Genomic DNA, 18,590 nt, shown 5'->3' with positions numbered 1-18,590 from the left:
ATAATTTATAATACTAAATTCACCTTATGGATACAAAAAGAGAATGGACAACCATCAAAGAATATGAAGAAATCCTCTTCGATTTCTACAACGGGATTGCCCGCATCACCATCAACCGCGAACGCTATCGCAACGCTTTTACTCCGACTACGACGACGGAAATGAGCGATGCCCTCTATATCTGCCGCGAACGGCCGGATATCAATGTCATCGTCCTGACCGGAGCCGGAGACACGGCTTTCTGTGCCGGAGGCGACATGCATGTGAAAGGTCACGGCGGTTACATCGGTAAAGACGGCGTGGCAAGATTGAATGTGCTCGATGTACAAAAGCAGATCCGCTCGATTCCGAAACCGGTGATCGCTGCCGTAAACGGGTTTGCGATCGGTGGCGGACATGTGCTGCATGTGGTCTGCGACCTGACGATTGCTTCTGAAAACGCGATATTCGGACAGACGGGTCCTCGCGTGGGAAGTTTCGACGCCGGGTTCGGTTCATCCTATTTAGCCCGCATTGTCGGCCAGAAGAAAGCGCGTGAGATTTGGTTTCTTTGCCGCAAATACAATGCACAGGAGGCACTCGACATGGGCCTCGTGAACAAGGTCGTACCTTTGGATAAACTGGAAGACGAATATGTCGGATGGGCCGAAGAAATGATGCTGCTCAGCCCGCTCGCCCTCCGCATGATCAAGGCAGGCCTCAACGCCGAGCTGGACGGCCAGGCCGGAATCCAGGAACTGGCGGGCGATGCCACCATGCTCTACTATATGACCGACGAAGCCCAGGAAGGCGGCAAAGCTTTCCTCGAAAAACGCCGGCCTCGTTTCGAAGATTATCCGAAATTTCCTTAAATAAAACACATAATTTATGCACTACAAAATCGAAGTTTATCCCAGAGATCTGCATTTCAAGAAACCGGCAGGCACTTCACGCGGGACGTATACAGAACGGAAAAGCTGGTTTCTGGTTCTTTCTTCAAAAGATGATCCCGATCGCTGGGGAGTCGGAGAATGCGCTCCACTGCCTAATCTGAGTTGCGACGACGTTCCCGGATATGAGGAAGTACTGGCTAAGGCCTGCCAAAACTTCACCAACACAGGCAAGATCGATATAGACGGACTGCGTGACTATCCTTCCATCTTATTCGGCTTGGAGACTGCCCTCTTACATTACGAGGCCAATAGTTTTGCCTTGTGGGACACGCCTTTCTCACGTGGTGAAGCGGGCATTCCGATCAACGGACTGATCTGGATGGGAAGTTATAAGGAGATGACGAAGCAGGTGGCTAACAAGATCGAATCCGGTTTCCGTTGCATCAAGCTGAAAATCGGGGCGATTGACTTCGATAAGGAATTGGAAATCCTTCGCATCATCCGCGAACAATTTTCTTCCGATGAAATCGAACTGCGTGTCGATGCCAACGGCGCTTTCTCACCGAACGAAGCCATGACGAAGCTGAACCGCCTGGCAGAACTGAACCTGCACTCGATCGAACAGCCGATCCGGGCCGGACAATGGGAAGATATGGCCCTGTTAGCAGCTTCCTCCCCGGTTCCCATCGCCCTCGACGAAGAACTGATCGGTTGCAACACGCCGGAGAAGAAGAAAGAATTGCTTTCCTTCATCCATCCGCAATATATAATCTTGAAACCGTCCCTTCACGGAGGTCTGTACGGCTGTAGCGAATGGATCAAGGAAGCCCAGGAACGGCAGATCGGCTGGTGGATCACTTCGGCTTTGGAATCGAATGTCGGCCTGAACGCCATCGCCCAGTGGTGCGCGACTTTCGACAATCCGCTTCCGCAAGGGTTGGGGACCGGCGACCTCTTCACCAACAACATCGACATGCCGTTGGTGGTAAAGGGGGATCGCCTTTGGTCGAACCCCAAATAGCTTACAGACTTTTAGATTTATGGCAATACCAAAGATATCAGAAGATTTACAAACTTTCCTGGACGATTGGAAGTCTGCCTCTCCTTACTTGGAGGTACAGACTTCCGGTTCGACCGGTACACCCAAACGAATCACGGTCCGCAAGGAGCAAATGATGAACAGCGCCCGCCTCACCTGCGATTATTTAGGGTTACGGCAAGGGGATAAAGCCCTCCTTTGCATGCCGCTCCGGTACATTGCCGGGAAGATGATGGTCGTCAGGTCACTCGTGGCAGGATTGGATTTGGTCGTGCGTGAACCTTCCGGGCATCCGATGGCAGACATCGACATGCCCCTCCGGTTCGCCGCCATGATCCCGTTGCAAGTGTACAATACACTTCAAGTACCGGAAGAACGGGAGCGGCTCTGCCAAACCGATATCCTGATCATCGGCGGCGGCTCCATCGACAGTGAGCTGGAAGCCCGGATACAAGGATTGCCTATCCGCGTCTATTCCACCTACGGAATGACGGAAACACTTTCGCATATCGCCCTCCGGCGGTTGAACGGACCGGATGCATCTCCTTATTACACGCCTTTCCCTTCTGTCAAGCTATCACTCTCGACAGAAGGTACATTGGTGATAAATGCTCCGCTTGTCGCCGACGAGACACTCGTCACGAACGATGTAGCCGAGCTGCTCCCGGACGGCCGTTTCCGCATCTTGGGAAGGAAAGACAATATCATCAACAGCGGAGGCATAAAAATACAAACGGAGATTGTAGAGGAAGCCTTGCGTCCCCTTATTTCTGCTAACTTTGCCATAACATCCGTTCCGGACCCGAAGTTCGGAGAGGCGATGGTTTTATTGGTCACCGCAGGGAACGACCGCTCCCCTGGTAAGGGAACAGCCGCTTCCCTTATTGGAAAACAGTCTCTTTCCTTACCGGAGAACAGCCTCCTTTCCGAATTGGAAGAAAAGATATTTGAACGATTACCCAAATACCAGCGTCCGAAACACATCCTGCGGATTGAAGCAATCCCCCTCACCGGAAGCGGAAAGATCGACCGGGCGGCATGCCGGAAACTGGCAACGGAAAGATATACGAGTTAAATTATTTCGGGATTAATATAAATAAACATACAAAAACACTATATTTTATGAAGTACTTATCCATCTTCGTCTCCGCCCTTCTCACCACGGCGTCCGCCTACGGGCAAAGTGGGGAAAGTTGCCGGACGGCACCCGATCCGACTCTGCAAAAGCCGGAATTATATGCAGGTTACGATTGCGTAAACCTGCTCGACAGTACCGCAGTGACCGTGCAGCCTACCGGCTCCGGCTCTTTCACTGTCTGCAAGATCGTCAAAGTCATGAACACACGCGGAGCAGTTGCCAATCGCATCCTTAAATACGATTATGATCCGCTGACGGCACATGCTGAGTTCCACCGCGTCACCATTTATAAAGCCAATGGCGACGTGGTCAACCTCGACATCACCCGGCAACAGGATTATGCCGCTCCCGCCCGTGCCATCTACTGGGGAGCACGGCAGATCATGATGGAAGTAGGCCGTCTCGATCCGGGCGATATCATCGACTACCAGATCGACAAGAAAGGGTTCACCTACGCCCTGCTGACTGCCGGTACAGGTGACGATGAATCTCGTTTCATCCCGCCCATGCGCGGACAATTCTATGATATCGTCCCTTTCTGGGCGACCGAACCGACCGTCCGCAAGGTATATAAGGTAAATATCCCGATGGAGAAAGAGATGCAATTCCAGTTCTATCAGGGAGAATGCACCTCGTCCATGCGCTACGAGGACGGCCGGAAAGCCTATACATTCGTCAGTACGGACATCATGCCGACCCAACGCGAACCGAACATGGTCGACTTGTTCGATGCAGCATCGAAACTGATGATGTCGTCAACACCGCGCTGGCAAGACAAATCCCTTTGGTTCAACAAAGTGAACGAAGACTACGGCAGCTTCGACGCCATTCCCGAAGCCCAGAAGAAAGTGGATGAATTGATCAAAGGCAAAAAGACGGAGATGGAAAAGATCGCCGTCCTCACCCACTGGGTTGCCGACAATATCCGCTACTCCGGCATATCGATGGGCAAAGGCGAAGGTTACACGCTGCATAACCTGAAAATGAATTACACAGACCGTTGCGGTGTCTGCAAGGACATTGCCGGTACCTTGATCGCTTTCCTGCGTATGGCAGGCTTCGAAGCCTATCCAGCTATGACGATGGCGGGCAGCCGCGTGGAAAGCATCCCGGCCGACCACTTCAACCATTGTGTCGCCGTCGTGAAACTTTCCAGCGGGACCTATATGCCGCTCGATCCGACCTGGGTTCCTTTCTGCCGCGAATTATGGAGCAGCGCCGAACAGCAACAGAACTACTTGCCGGGAGTCCCCGAAGGTTCCGACCTCTGCCTCACGCCGGTTTCCGCACCGGAAAACCATTACGTCCGCATCAAGGCCGACAACCGGCTGGATGCCAAAGGTACGCTGACCGGACAGTTCACGATCACTGCCGAAGGGCAATCGGACAGCAATATCCGCCGTATCTTCACCACCGGCTGGCAGTCTCAGTGGCAGTCCGCATTGGAAAGCCAGCTCCTTGCCGTTTCGCCTAAAGCCCGCCTTATCAGTGTGGATTATGGCAAAGACCCGAAAAACTACCAGGCTGCACCGATCAAAATGACATTCCGTTATGAAATACCCGGTTACGCCCTTCCCGGAGAAGGAGAAATGCTGTTCAAGCCGCTGGTGATGAATAATCTTTACAACCAGGTAAAAAGCTACCTGCGCATCAACACCGACCTCGAAGAACGCCGGTATGGTTTCAAGGATGCATGCTCTCGTCTGGTCGAACTGGACGAAACGATCCAACTTCCCGCAGGTTATCAGTTAACGGGTGACGGAAAAGAAGACAGTACGCAAAGTTCTGCCGCCGACTTCGAAGGTTCCCTCCGCCAGGACGGCAACAAAGTGATGTTGCACCAGAAGTTGGCATTGAAGAAACGCGTGTACGAGGCAGGCGACTGGGACGGGTTCCGGAGTGCCGTGAATGCACATAAGTCGTTCGGGAATTATATCGTCATAAAAAGATGACACCCCATCCCGCCTAATAGATGGTACCCCATTCCCTAGAATGAATGGTACCCCAATCCTTAGAATGAATGGTACCCCAATCCTTAGAATAGGTGATACCCTATCTATTAGAACAGATGGTACCCTATCTAAAATCACAAATTATAAATCATAAATCAAATGATACGAAACAAACATAAACTCGCCTTCCTCCTTTGCCTGCTGCTAATGGCTACGACAGCCTTCGGAGCATCGGAAGCCGAATATAAAAAACTGGCAAAGACCTGGACGCTCAATACCGACGGCAGCCAGGAGTTCCGCTATAACATGGAACTGACACTTTTCACCCACACGGCCATGAACGGCACATACGGGGAAAGCTTCATCGTGTACAATCCGCAATACCAGGAACTGAAGATCAACTCGTCTTACACCAAACAGAAAGACGGCACGATCATCAAGACGCCGGACAACGCTTTCGTGGAAGTTCTTCCCCGCAATGCGGCCGATGCTCCGGCTTACAACCACCTGAAAGAAATGGTTGTCGTCCATACGGGCCTGGAATTGGGAGCGACGATCTATCTCGACTACACGGTCACATCCAAACCGGGTTATCTGCCGGAAGTAGACATTTTCGAAGAGCTGCTCCAATCTTCTCCCGTCAAGGAATACACCCTGACGATCGTGACGCCCGAAGCCAAAGAGCTTGCCTACACGTTGGCAAACAATCCGGCAAAAGCGTCCGTCAAACAATCCGGCGGAACCCGTACGACAAGTTGGACATTGCGTAATCTGCCGGCTTCTTCCCGCGCTCCGTTCGTCTCCGTCCGGAATGGCGACGTTCCTTTTCTCGCCGCCACGACTTACGCATCCGAAGGGGAGGCATTGGCAACCCTGCTCAAACAGTTCAATCCGTCCGGCGATCCACAACTCACAACTCTGGCAGAAAGCCTGATCGAGGGAAAGGACAAGGACGAGGACAAACTGGAAGCGATCCTCGAATATACGACCAACCACATTGCCAACAACGGGCTGACGCTGGACCAGACCGGCTATCGCCTCCGCCCTGCCGATGCAGTCATGAGCACTGCTTACGGGACTGAAGCCGAAAAAGCCAACTTGCTCGCAGGCCTGTTGGATGGAGCCGGTTTCAAGGCCGAACCAATGGTAACTTACCAAGCTCACGCAGACAAAGGATTGGCACTGAGAGCAGTCGACCAGCTACTCGTCTCCTGCATGGTGAACGGTGAATTGTATCTGTTCTCTCCCTCTTCCACCCGCCGTCCGCAAACGGTGAACCTCGACCGGACTCCGCTTTTCAGCCTGCAAACAGGAAAACCGGTAGCCGTTGCCGTTCCTACCCTCGAAGATTACCAGATTAAGAATGACATCACGCTGACATTCAAGAAAGATGGTAATTTGACAACTATGACCAAAGGATCCGTAGGAAAAGAGCTATTGCCTTATTTCAAGACCGGCAACATGGGAACCCCGGCTTCCTTAAACAAACAAAACGGATATGCAACGATCACATTGCCAGACGATGCTTCCGGCTTCTCCCATCTGCCTTATGGCCATCTGAACAGCCAACGGAAAGAGAACCTGCTGATCCCGCGCCCTGTCAATGAAGTTTATACATACACGATCGAATGTCCTGAAAACATGGAACTGCGCACACCGGAAACCGATAAGACGATCCGCAATGCCGCCGGCAGCCTGACCATCGCCGTCAAGAAAAACGGACGTACGGTAACTGTCACCCGCAGCCTGGAACTGAACAAACAACTTTATACATCTTCCGAATACAAGGCACTGCGCCAGCTTTTGACTGAATGGAGCGACGTAAATGGAAAGACGTTGTTGTTTTCTGTACGGTAAAGGACGATTTATCCGGTATATAATACACAATGGCAACCCGTAGGGACGGGGTTCAACTCCGCCCCTACGGGATAGATGTTACCCGATTGAATGCCAATGCGATCCATCATTCAGACCATTCATTAATCACCTAAATAACTCAAATATGAAACTACTAAATCTAACCGTCGCCCTCCTTGTAGGAGGTGTCCTGCAAGCACAAAATCCCTTGCCGGGCATCCATCCGCAACCGCAGGAAGTCACACTGTCGACCAACCGGTTGAAAGCGCCTCATGGTTTCACCCTTTCCGGCATGCAGCATCCGGATGAAGATGCCATGCGACTGATCAGGCAAACCTTGTCGATGACTGACAATCCCGAAGCGCTACCGCTTAAAATCACATCGATGGAAGACCGGACACCCGAACTGAAACGTTCAGGAGCCTATCTGTTAGTTATCACACCAAAAGAAATCAACATAGCAGTTTCCGACAGTCGCGGTCTTTTCTACGCAGCACAGACACTGCAACAATTAGCCCAAACCGACGGACAAGGCAATACGACACTGCCACTCGGTGTTATCAAAGACTATCCCGATGTTGCCTACCGTGGAACCGTCGAAGGTTTTTACGGCGATCCCTGGAGTCATGCCGACCGCATCGAGCAGCTTCGTTTTTATGGCAAGATGAAGATGAACACCTATATCTACGGACCAAAGGACGATCCCTACCACAGTTCCCCGAACTGGCGCAAACCTTATCCGGAAAAGGAAGCGGCACAGATCAAGGATCTGGTAAAGGAAGCCGCCGCCAACAAGGTGGACTTCGTCTGGGCGATTCATCCGGGCCTGGACATCAAATGGACAGATGAAGACCGGACGAATGTGCTGAACAAGTTCGGAATGATGTACGATTTGGGAGTCCGCTCTTTCGCGGTCTTCTTCGACGATATTTCCGGTGAAGGAGCCAAGGCGGACAAACAAGCCGACCTGCTTAATTTCCTGCAAAAGGAGTTTATCGAAAAGAAAGAAGGCGTCAGCCCCCTGATCATGTGTCCGACCGAATATAACCGGGCCTGGGCGGGAAGCGACTACCTGGATGTGCTGGGCAGAACGCTCGACCCGGCTATCCATGTGATGTGGACCGGCAACAGCGTGATCCACGACATCACACTCGAAGGACAGGAATGGGTAAACAAGCGCATCCAACGCCCGTCATATGTCTGGTGGAATTTCCCTGTAAGCGACTACTGCCGCGACCATCTGCTGATGGGTCCGTCTTACGGGCTCGATCCGAATGCGGCGCATGCCATGTCCGGTTTTGTAGCCAACCCGATGGAACGGGCGGAAGCCTCCAAAGTGGCCCTTTACGGAGTTGCCGATTATGCCTGGAACATGAAAGCCTATAATCCCGAAAGCGACTTCAACGAAGCCTGCCGTTACGTTTTGCCGGAAGCACCGGAAGCATTCCGGACGTTCTGCGAGAACAACTGCGATCCGGGACCAAACGGTCACCGTTACCGCCGCGACGAATCCGCCCGTAATGCCGGTTATGCCGAAGCATTCCTCAATGACTTCCGCCAGCACGACTATAATGCAGATGCGGCCGACCGGATGAACCGATTGTTCGCCGAAATCACAGCCGCTCCGGCAGCTATCGAGACAAGCCGCAACAAGGCGCTGATAGACGAAATCAAACCGTGGCTGATGCAATTCCACCTGTTAGGAAAGGCCGGACAAGCGGCCATCCGTACTGCCGAAGCCGGACAAGGCGAAGATCGTGCCGCCACCTGGCAATCGTATCTGTCGCTCACATCACTGCTCGACAGCATGCGCACGATCGACCGGACTTACAACCAGAATCCGTATCAGAAAGGTGTGAAAGTCGGCTCGCGCGTCCTGACTCCGTTCGTACAAGAGATACATTCAGGAGTCGAAAGCACCCTGCTGTTCGCAAACCGGGCAGATGCCTCCACCCGGATGAGCAAAGCTTCTATCCTGACGGATATCGAACAATTGAAATATCAGCCGTTGAAGGAAGGCAAGGACCAAATCGGATACAACCGCCTGAACGAAGTACTGCGCATAGAGCCGGGACAATCCTTCGGCCTCACTTGGGAATTACAAAAAGAGGCTACCTCTTTTAACTTCAGCCTGCCGAAGAGCGAAAACAAGGGACGAGTATTCGAATGGTCCGCCGACGGCAAACAATGGACGACTATCGCCGATATTCCCACCGACCAGGCCCGCTTCAAGCTGGAAAAGATCGTTCCCGAAGCACGTTATATCCGCATGCGGAATGCTACGGACAAACAGATGCAAATCTACCTGTACGAATTTACCGTGACAACGAAGGAAGACACCTCCATCGATCCTGCCCGCCTGATGTATGACAAGAACCTGGAATCTGTCAATACGTTGACTGCCGGTTCACATATTGCGATCAACAAGGATAACAAAGAGGGCCCGCTCGAACTGTATCTGTCCGGTTCCCCTTGCAGCCAAGTCGTAGTGGAAGGCGCACCATTGAAAGGCAAAGCGAAAAAGGTGCTTTATTCCGGCCCGGCAAATTACATCAAGCTGAAAAAGGAAGCGTTAGAAAATGTAAAGACTCTGAAACTGCATAACGCAGGACAAACAGAAATCCGCATCCACGAAATAAATTGAAAATTAAAAATTGAGAATTGAAAATTAAATGTTCTACTACTAATTTTCAATTCTCAATTTTTAATTTTTAATTTTCAAATTCCACTGTCCATCGGAAACCGCACGCCCCATTCGGACCGGAGGTCATCCAGCATCTGCATGATGTGCAAGGTTTCCGCATGCGGCATATAAGGCGTTTCTATCTTTCCCTCACGGATCGCGTCGATGGAGGCTTGCACCTGATATTCGAAACCCGTTATTTGTGGCGGACAGGTATAACGAACCACTTCCTCATGGTTGATCGAATAGACGATTGCCTGCTGCGGGTTGTTGATATTGTCGACGATTATGTATCCTTTATCTCCCGAAATGACTCCCTGCCGGTCGTTCGCACAGAAAGCGGTCATTTGTAAAACAGCCATCCGATGGTTCCGATACACAAACGTAATACTGCTCTGCAAATCCACTCCCGTCTCCCCTTTCACGCAGGCAGAAGTAATGCCTGTAATCTCCGAACCGAAAAGCATCCTTGCAAAATTGATCGGATAAACGCCGATATCCAACAAAGCTCCGCCACAAAGTTCCGGCTTGGCAATACGCTCCTTCTCGGCAATCGGATAACCGATATTGGCCGTCAACATCATCACACGACCGATCGTCCCGCCATCGACCAGTTCGCGAAGCGTCTTGGAGAAAGGCATATAACGTGTCCAGATCGCCTCGGTCAGGAAAACCTGTTTCTCTTTCGACAGGCGTATCAACGCTTCCGCCTGCTCTGCATTGGCGGTAAATGCTTTCTCACATAAGACCGGCTTGCCTTTTTCGAGGCACATCCGCGCCTGCTCAAAATGGTGGGAATGAGGGGTGGCGATATAAATCAACTGTATTGCGGGATCATCCGCCAATTCCTCGTATGATCCGTAAGCCCGTGCAAAACCCCATTCACGGGCAAACCCTTCGGCATTTTCCAAGTTACGGGAAGCGACCGCATACGGTTCAACCCCTTCCATATCGCGCAACGTATGCGCCATTTTGCGGGCGATGTGCCCGGCTCCTATAATTCCGACTTTAAAACGTTCCATTAGCTGTCATTAATTTATTGGGTAAATATACAATAAAAATTCCATGCCTATGAAACTTTTATTTCACAAGCATGGAATTCAAAAGCGATAGGCAGTACTTTCCTACTCCATAATCACCACTACCGGATTATCTTCCTCACCTACCTTCTTCAAGGCAGCTACCTCGGCAGGGATATCCGTTTCACCGGCGTTATCCTCAAACCAGGATACGACCTCTTCCGAAGGGAGAATGGCGGAAAATTCGCCGGAGGCGGAGACTGATACGGGTTGTAAAGGAAGGAAACCGTTCATATCGTCGGTAATCTTATCGTCGAAAAGGCAGACTCTAACGGTTCCGTCCGCTTTCCGGTAAAGGGCATTATAAGTCTTCTGTTTGTCGTTATAGACATTTGTCATAAAACGGAATAGGATCACGTCTTCGTTTTCCATGAACTTTGTCGGGTAGATAGCCTCTTTCTTATCCTCAAAACGCTCGTTGTAAGACCAGTCATGGGTACCTAAATCCAGCACGCGCACAGGTTGCAACCCTTTCTCTGCCGACACCTGATAGATCGTGTCATTGTAAGACCGACGGAAATAAAGATCGTTGCCTGCATGCCAGAAACAACTGTTGCCAAGCGAATAGGCAGCAGATTTATTGTCCTTGTATTTTAGGATCATCATGCCATCTCCACCATCTTTCAGAATCGAGATGGAAGCGATGTCGTTCGGAGTGATCGCCCTGTCTCCTTCCTGCTCCGTCAGCAATGATTCCACACGGACAGTCTCATCTCCACGGAACAATGCAATACGGGCAGGCAAGCTATCAGTAGCCGAATAATAACCGGCGATAACATCCGCGTCCAGGTAATCGAACGCAGACATTGCCGGGAACTGTCCGGCAGGAATCGGAGGAGTCCAGATATGGTCGAATTTACCGTCCGCTCCATAAACAACGATTTTATTTTTCCAGCCAGGAAAACTCAGTTTGCCGGTGTACGGATTCTGCCAACCCCCGTGAACATTCGAATAGCCTTCGGGATCTTCGCCCACATGCCCTATCGAACGGATAAAACGCCCCGTCTTTTTGTCGAACAACTGACAACGGTCTCGCCCGGATGTTACCACAATCCAATCATTCAGGACGACAGTATACGCCCCTTGTCCCACCAGGCAACTATCCGTTGTTTCCAATGCGACATAACGTATTTTCCTGAAACAATCGGAAGCCTTCAACTCCGTCTGATTGTCGAAAGCGGCTCCCAAAGGGATCACTTCGAGTTTTGCCACCTTCGTCTCGCCTCCGCTACCACAAGCGGCAAGAAAAAGACACGCCATTGCCGCAAACACATGATTTTTCATACGATTTTTTATTTTACTTTAGAAGATCCTTTTTTCGTTGTGATCAGAATCACGCCTGCCGCCCCTTTTTTTCCGTACATTTCGATGGCGTTCTTATCTTTCATTATTGATATCGATTCGATCTTGTCAGAATCGATTTTATCCAGTCCATCCGTATATTCGACACCGTCGACTATGACAAGCGGGTCCGGCTTGGCATATCCAACGCCTTTGGCAGGACGCATATTCGATTTAAGTTCCAGAGAACGCAAGAGAGGCCTGTCTTTTTTTATTATGTCAAAGACCTTTCCATCCTGATGCGTCATCGATCCGTAGCCGATGACGACTACCTCCTCGCGAGGCTCCTGGCTGACTGCCATCTCGACTTGAGGTTTATCTTTGTGCGCCTGCTTTTTTTCCTGGCGAACTTCGTTACGGACTTCCTTTTGTTTCTCTGCCTGCGACATCTTTTTGTCGTGTTGGGGCGTGAGGACTTCGGTAAGCTCCACATCGGAAACTTTTTCCAACGGTCGGGAGATTTCAGGACGGGCGAATGCAACAACGGCAACGGTTGCAAGCGGAAGCACATAAAAGAACTTCAGACGAGCCCAGGGATTTGATTTTTGTTTTAACATCATGTTAATACGCTTTTTTAGTTTACTATGGTTGAAGCTGTTGGCCATAGAGGTAAAACGCTGTGCGCCGACCGCCTTCTTTATCAGTAATAATTGATAATGTTTTACATCCACGCCATGTGCGATCACACTTTCGTCCGCCTCATACTCGTGCACGTTCTGCAACTCCTGTTTCAGCAACCAGGCGGCGGGATTGAACCAATGCAGGACGGTACAACATCCGGCAAGCCACATATCCAATGAATGGCAAGCCCTGATATGCGCCTGTTCGTGCGCCAGGATTTCGGCCCCGCTCTCTTCCATATCAATGCGAGAGATGACAATATATTTCATCCAGCTGAAAGGCTGGATCGTCCTGTCGGTCACGACAAGCTGCATCCCATCCTCCAATACGGTTGCCACACCCGAACGAACCAGACGTACGATCTGGCAAACGGAATAGAGGAACCGTCCTGCAAAAAAGAGGCATCCGCCGATATAGGCCATAAACAGGCTCGCCAACCAAAACGGGAAGCGACTCTCTTCTTCCACTGGAGTCCCGGTCATCTGCAATAACCGCTCGATGTCCAATACCGTACGTTGCACACCGGTCGGTTCATCGGTAACAAGCCGTATAAAAGGAATTGCAATTGAAAAGGCTATCACGCTGAGAAGCGCCATCCGGTTGAAACGGTGGAACGTGTCCCGACTCAAAAGCAGGCGATAAAACAGATAAAACACCGCCAAACAACAGGTGGATTTCATTATGAAGACTAAAAATGTTCCCATTTTGAAAATTTAAAATTGAAATTGAAAAATTGAAAAATAAACACAGCCCCTTAATTGTCACCATTGGGGCGATCCGTGAGCCGCCCGCATTCGACGTTCTCAGATCGCCCATGCTTGTCAATCGATTCGATCAGCTCCTTCAGTTCCTCCACCGAAATCTCCTCTTCCTTCACCAGCGAAGAGATAACGCCGAGGTAGGAATTGTTGAAATATTTGGCAATGACGTTTTTCAAGGTACCCCGGCTATAGTCGGCTTCCGTCACCACGGCATAATATTGGTAAGTATTGCCAAACGTGTTATGTGCTAGGAAGCCTTTATCCTCCAATCCGCGTACAATTGTTGAAAGGGTATTGAAATGCGGTCTCGGCTCGTCATAAAATTCAAGCAATTGTTTGACGAACAAAGGGCCTTTCGTCCAGAAATAGCCCATGATCTCTTCTTCTCTTATAGTCAGTCGTTTCATGATATTTTGTTTGTTCGGGACAAATGTAACTAAAAAAAATAGTTTCCAAACTATTTAGATTAGTTTATGAACTATTTTTTTTAGTGAGAGAGGAATTATAAAATTATCAAGAAGCATAAGTGCAGTTACTTCTTCATCTTGACGACACCGTCTCCGAGTTACGCGATGTGATTGATGAATGAGACGATCCGCACTTATTTTCATCCTTTTTGCAGGTCTCCGAACAATTGTTTCATGATAAGAATTATTAAAATATTCAATGACAACATTTTTTAACAACACTCTCATATCCCTCTTTTTCTGATTTGTTTGCCCCCTCTTGACACTCTCATCCATCCCTCCGGAATAACATAGGAAAACAGTCCATTCCGTCCAGTTCCAGTTCCAAAGTCACGAAAAGTGAAATTGTAATTCTCCATAATAATCAAGAAATACTTTTACAAAGAAAAACATTTTGCTTCCATTACGCTCTCGCTCCTTCCTGTCACAATCACCGTCCTACAACTTCCCTCATTAGCCGGGCTTTTTAATCCGAGAAGCGGATTGTTCCGTATTTCTTTCCTGTTTCCAGAGTCGTAAACAAATTAAAACGGCACTTGATTATTGAATGCAAAATCGTATCTTTCAGTCACAAATCCCGAACATCTCGTTGAAAAAGTGGTCAGGTATGGAGGTAAAACCAATTCATCGGAGTAGGAATCTAGACATTGTTATTGCTATAGGGAATTGGAAATTATAAATTCACGCCCTTATTAAATTCTCAAAACCTGTGAATAAATAAGAGCTTTTTTAATGAAATGAATCGGGTTTTTCATAGATGTTTCCTATCTTTGTCGTGATAATTGAACCTTGAAGCGTCAAGGAAACATTATTTTATGATTTATATGAAAAGCGTTTTGGTTTATCCTTAAGTAGAAATCTAGACAATTTCAAGCCATAGAAGGGTCATAAACAAAAATGCTCATGTTTCGATTATATACTCATGTATATAGCATAAGGGCGTGAGCAAACTGTTGCATAGAACTCATGGCGGGTTGTCTAGAACCTCTACTTAAGTCCGAACAACAGTCCTCACGCTTTTTTATTTTATAATACGTCCGATTTCGGAGGACTACCGGACAATTTAACAAAAATGCCTATGAATTAATAAGACAATAATTTTTCCACAATAAGCGATTTTAGTATTATCCCTAAGTAGAAATCTAGACAATTTCAAGCCATCCGGGAGAAGTAGCTAAACAATCAGCTCCTTACGTTTTATCGTATTTGTAAAGCGTGGGCTATGTTTATACTAATCAGGATTAGCGATAGTATTAAAAACAACGGTCCCGCGCTTTTTCATCTTAAACAAATCCGCCCAGGGACAGGGTAGGGAAAGAAAAACAATAACGATAAAACAAACTATTATATGACTACAAAAAGAGCTCTAATTAAGGAATTGGCACAACGGATGGAATGTACGGACGTTGCCGCGAAGAAATTTCTGAATTCATACATCGATCTAATAACCGAAAAACTTTCAGAAGGTGAAGGGGTGAGCATTCATTATTTTGGCAAACTGATTCCCCACTACCAGACAGAACGTCCGGGACGTAACCTTCGTACAGGGGAAGAATGTAAAATACGTGCCCGCACATCAGTAAAATTCAAGGCCAGTGAAATCCTGATTCAAAAATTGAATACCGGGAAATAACAAAAAAAGGTGAAGTGCACCCCAAAAGTCAGACATAAAACTTTGGGGTGCACTTCAGTTATCGTTTCGGGATATCTACCGATGTCTCCTGCTCGCCGAGCAAGTTACGGGAGAAATAGTCGACCATACGCCAATAGAAATATTCGTCCATGTCACCGAAGCCATGTCGTTGTTGCGGCAAAAGCAACATATCGAAGCGTTTTCCGGCTCGGATCAGGGCATCTGCCACACGTAGCGTATTACCCGGATGGACATTATTGTCGATATCACCGTGTACGAGCATCAGGTGCCCCTTCAAGCGCGGAGCGATCTCTTCATTCGTCTTGATGTTGTAGACGAAAGTCGTGTCACCCTTTTCGCAGACCACTTCCTTCACGCCATGATGCGTTTCGCTCCACCAACGGTTATAAATGCGGTTGTCATGGTTTCCGGCACACGAAACGGCAGCCTTGAAGAAGTCGGGATATTGCAGGATAGCAGCCGTAGACATGAATCCGCCACCCGAATGGCCATGAATGCCGACGCGATTGATGTCGATAAATGAATAGCGGTTGGCCAATTGCTCGATAGCCGCCTTCTGATCCGCCAACCCGTAATCGCGCAAGTTGCCATAGCCGAAGTTATGATACCATTTCGAACGGCTCGGATGTCCGCCCCGGTTCCCGACCGTGATCACGACGAAGCCGGCCTGTGCCAGACGATCCGTGCGCACGCTCATGCGGCTGAACGGATAAACGGTAGCTTCGACCTGCGGGCCCGGATATACATAATCGATGATCGGATACAGGGCCGTTGAATCGAAGTTGAACGGTTTGTACATCACACCGTAGAGATCGGTTACGCCATCTGCCGCCTTCACCTTGAAAGGTTCGGGAAACCGGTAACCGGCCGCCAGCAACCCAGAGAAGTCGCTCTCTTCGAGCGTCATCAGTTTCCGGCCGTTACTATCCATCAAATCCGTACGCGGGATCGTGTTCACACGCGAATAGTTATTAACCACGAAGGCCGCATTGTCATCCATGCTGACCATGTGGAAATAGTCGCCCGGAGTGACCTGTTGCAAACCATTTCCATCGAGACCCACACGATACAGATGTTCGTAGTAGGGATTTTCATCTTTATCTTTCCCGTTAGCCAGGAAATAAACGACACGTTTGGCTTCGTCCACCTTCACGATCTGATCCACATGCCAAGGGCCGCGTGTGATGCGGTTCTTCAGGTTGCCTTCGCCGTCATAGAGGTACAGGTGCGCCCAACCGTCGCGTTCGCTCCACTGGATCAGTTCTTTGCCATTGCCGACGGTTGCCAACGGGCGAACTTCCTGATACGTGTTCATCCGTTCTTCGATAATCGGACGAATAGAATCCTGGCCGACCGTATACGAACAAATGTCGATGCGGTGAAGGTCACGGCTCGAACGGGTGACGAAGAAACGGTCGTTATCGCCCAGCCAAACACTCGCCACCTCTTTCCGGTCGCGATCTTTCTGTTGCCACGGCCGACGTGCCAGACGCAACGTCTGGTCTTTGAATGCGGACGTACGAATTTCCTTGTAGCTATTGTCGTTCATATCGAACAGGAACAGGTGTTCGACAGGCGCTTCCTTCTCGCCGGGCATCTGGTATTTGTAGGTTTCCAATGTCGGGCGGGGCGAAGCCATGGAGTTGATTACCCAGAGATCTTTCACGGCACGTTCGTCTTCAACCGTCACGGCGAAATAGCGGGAATCGGGTGACCAGACGATACCCCAAACCCCTTTCCGTTTACCATTGCAAAGCGTGTCGGTGTTTAGTAAACTATAAGGTTGGCCGAAACCGAAGTCTTTCACACCGAAAGTTGTGAGTTGTATGTCCGTAACCGTACTATCCTTATCGTCTTTCTTCAACTTCTCGTAGTCCTCACGGGACATCCGGTAGAGGTTCAGATCTTTTGCATACACGACCGTCCTGCCATCGGGTGAGAAAGAGGCCCAGTCGGGATATTCCGTCTCTTTTTTCTTATCCTTGAGCCAAGTCAGCTTGCGCGTAGGATAGTCGTAGGAGAAAAAGAAGATCTCTTTCTTCGGCCCTTTATCCTTGTCAGTACTGTCTTTCTTGGCATCTTGCGAAGAAGTGATCTGAAAAGTGAAAGTGCGTCCGTCCTCTCCTGCTTCGAGCTTCCGGATGGGTAGTTGCTGGGCGGTGAACGGGTCTTTGACGATCTCGGTTATCTGCGCAGCGATATCGTCGAGGTCGAAAAGCGGACGCTTCGTCTTTGCCACCGGATCGACGACATACCAGGCATTGCCGTTGCCGGTCTTATATTCATACCAGAAACTATTGCCCTTCCGGAACCAATGTGGATCGACAGAAGTGGAGAAAAGCATCGTGTTTAGCTTCTCTTTCGTGAAACGTTCCGCTTGAACGTATCCGGATAGCCGCTCCGTCTCCTGCCCTTGAGCTTCCGTACCGCAGAACATACCGGCACAAAGCATCGCTAATAGTAGTTGTTTTTTCATTTGACGTTGTTTTTATATAAATAAAAGAAGGTGTGTCAAAAGAAAATCTTGTTTACAATAGACATAATTTAGGCACGGATTACGCGGATTACACGGAAAGATAATAAATTTATCCGTGTAAATCCGTGAAATCCGTGCCTAAAAGATCGTGATAAAGGAGTTTTGACACACCTCCTCCTTAGTTTATTTTATGATATTATACCGGAAGAGTACCACCGATCAGGATAACAACCAACAAAGCCAAGATGGCATACAATTCGGGGAATACGGCCATCACCATAGTAGCACCGAACACATTGTGACCGGCCCCGACACCAGCGATACCATTTGCACAAACTTCCGCCTGTCGGATGGAAGAGAACAAACCGGCAAAACCTAACACCAAACCTGCACCGAAGATAGCGGTCGCATTCAACATCGTAATGCTATCGACCAGAAACTTCTGCATCATGAAATAGCCCACGAATCCATACAATCCCTGAGAAGAAGGCAATGCGCTTAACGCAATATAAGTACCCAGTGCATCGGGGTTTTTCTTCATTGCCCCGACAACGGCGTTACCCGCTATCGTCACCCCATAACTACTACCGATGAAAGTCAGACCTGTCATCAACGCAATACCCAGATAAGCTAATAAAATTGGTTCCATA

The 18,590-nt window shown here is 49.3% G+C and carries 13 protein-coding genes; 7 read left to right on the top strand and 6 right to left on the bottom strand.

Annotated features, from left to right (window positions below; genetic code table 11):
- The first annotated feature begins 26 nt into the window (after positions 1–26).
- From menB to RDN79_RS00245, 6 genes are all read left to right on the top strand, one after another.
- A complete protein-coding gene (gene menB / locus RDN79_RS00270; RefSeq protein ID WP_298547961.1) occupies positions 27–851 on the top strand; it encodes a 1,4-dihydroxy-2-naphthoyl-CoA synthase in 825 nt (274 codons plus the stop codon).
- Positions 852–867: 16 nt separating this feature from the next.
- Positions 868–1,893: an o-succinylbenzoate synthase gene (locus tag RDN79_RS00265; protein ID WP_298547964.1), complete on the top strand. Its 1,026-nt coding sequence runs from the start codon at positions 868–870 to the stop codon at positions 1,891–1,893.
- 19 nt (positions 1,894–1,912) lie between these two features.
- Entirely contained in the window at positions 1,913–2,986 is a 1,074-nt protein-coding gene (locus RDN79_RS00260; protein WP_298547967.1) for an AMP-binding protein, read from the top strand.
- Between the two features lie 47 nt (positions 2,987–3,033).
- A complete protein-coding gene (locus RDN79_RS00255) occupies positions 3,034–5,001 on the top strand; it encodes a DUF3857 and transglutaminase domain-containing protein (protein ID WP_298547970.1) in 1,968 nt (655 codons plus the stop codon).
- A 159-nt stretch (positions 5,002–5,160) separates the two neighbouring features.
- Positions 5,161–6,858 carry a DUF3857 domain-containing protein gene (locus RDN79_RS00250; protein ID WP_298547973.1) on the top strand — a complete coding sequence of 566 codons (1,698 nt, stop codon included), beginning with the start codon at positions 5,161–5,163 and terminating at the stop codon, positions 6,856–6,858.
- A 145-nt stretch (positions 6,859–7,003) separates the two neighbouring features.
- A complete protein-coding gene (locus RDN79_RS00245) occupies positions 7,004–9,502 on the top strand; it encodes a beta-N-acetylglucosaminidase domain-containing protein (protein ID WP_298547976.1) in 2,499 nt (832 codons plus the stop codon).
- 74 nt (positions 9,503–9,576) lie between these two features.
- Here RDN79_RS00245 and RDN79_RS00240 read toward each other — a convergent pair whose 3' ends face one another.
- From RDN79_RS00240 to RDN79_RS00225, 4 genes are all read right to left on the bottom strand, one after another.
- Positions 9,577–10,563: a Gfo/Idh/MocA family protein gene (locus RDN79_RS00240; protein ID WP_298547979.1), complete on the bottom strand. Its 987-nt coding sequence runs from the start codon at positions 10,561–10,563 to the stop codon at positions 9,577–9,579.
- Between the two features lie 102 nt (positions 10,564–10,665).
- On the bottom strand, positions 10,666–11,904 hold the full coding sequence (locus RDN79_RS00235) for a DUF4934 domain-containing protein (protein WP_298547982.1): 1,239 nt from the start codon (positions 11,902–11,904) through the stop codon (positions 10,666–10,668).
- An 8-nt stretch (positions 11,905–11,912) separates the two neighbouring features.
- Positions 11,913–13,286: a M56 family metallopeptidase gene (locus tag RDN79_RS00230; protein WP_298547984.1), complete on the bottom strand. Its 1,374-nt coding sequence runs from the start codon at positions 13,284–13,286 to the stop codon at positions 11,913–11,915.
- 50 nt (positions 13,287–13,336) lie between these two features.
- Positions 13,337–13,750, bottom strand: a complete 414-nt coding sequence (locus RDN79_RS00225) for a BlaI/MecI/CopY family transcriptional regulator (protein WP_298547986.1) — start codon at positions 13,748–13,750, stop codon at positions 13,337–13,339.
- 1,408 nt (positions 13,751–15,158) lie between these two features.
- On the opposite strand from RDN79_RS00225, the gene RDN79_RS00220 reads away from it, so the two are divergent.
- Complete coding sequence (locus tag RDN79_RS00220; RefSeq protein WP_298547989.1) at positions 15,159–15,443, top strand: HU family DNA-binding protein; 285 nt, start codon at positions 15,159–15,161, stop codon at positions 15,441–15,443.
- 58 nt (positions 15,444–15,501) lie between these two features.
- On the opposite strand, the gene RDN79_RS00215 is transcribed toward RDN79_RS00220, so the two are convergent.
- The gene (locus RDN79_RS00215; protein WP_298547991.1) at positions 15,502–17,940 is read right to left on the bottom strand and encodes a DPP IV N-terminal domain-containing protein; all 2,439 of its coding nucleotides are present in this window, start codon (positions 17,938–17,940) and stop codon (positions 15,502–15,504) included.
- A 196-nt stretch (positions 17,941–18,136) separates the two neighbouring features.
- Positions 18,137–18,589 carry a hypothetical protein gene (locus tag RDN79_RS00210; protein ID WP_005638767.1) on the bottom strand — a complete coding sequence of 151 codons (453 nt, stop codon included), beginning with the start codon at positions 18,587–18,589 and terminating at the stop codon, positions 18,137–18,139.
- Position 18,590: the final 1 nt, after the last annotated feature.

Source organism: uncultured Parabacteroides sp., from assembly GCF_902493135.1.
In the GTDB taxonomy this organism is placed as follows: Bacteria; Bacteroidota; Bacteroidia; order Bacteroidales; family Tannerellaceae; genus Parabacteroides.
Note: the sequence above shows the minus strand (reverse complement) of the source record. Positions and strands in the feature narration are given on the sequence as shown.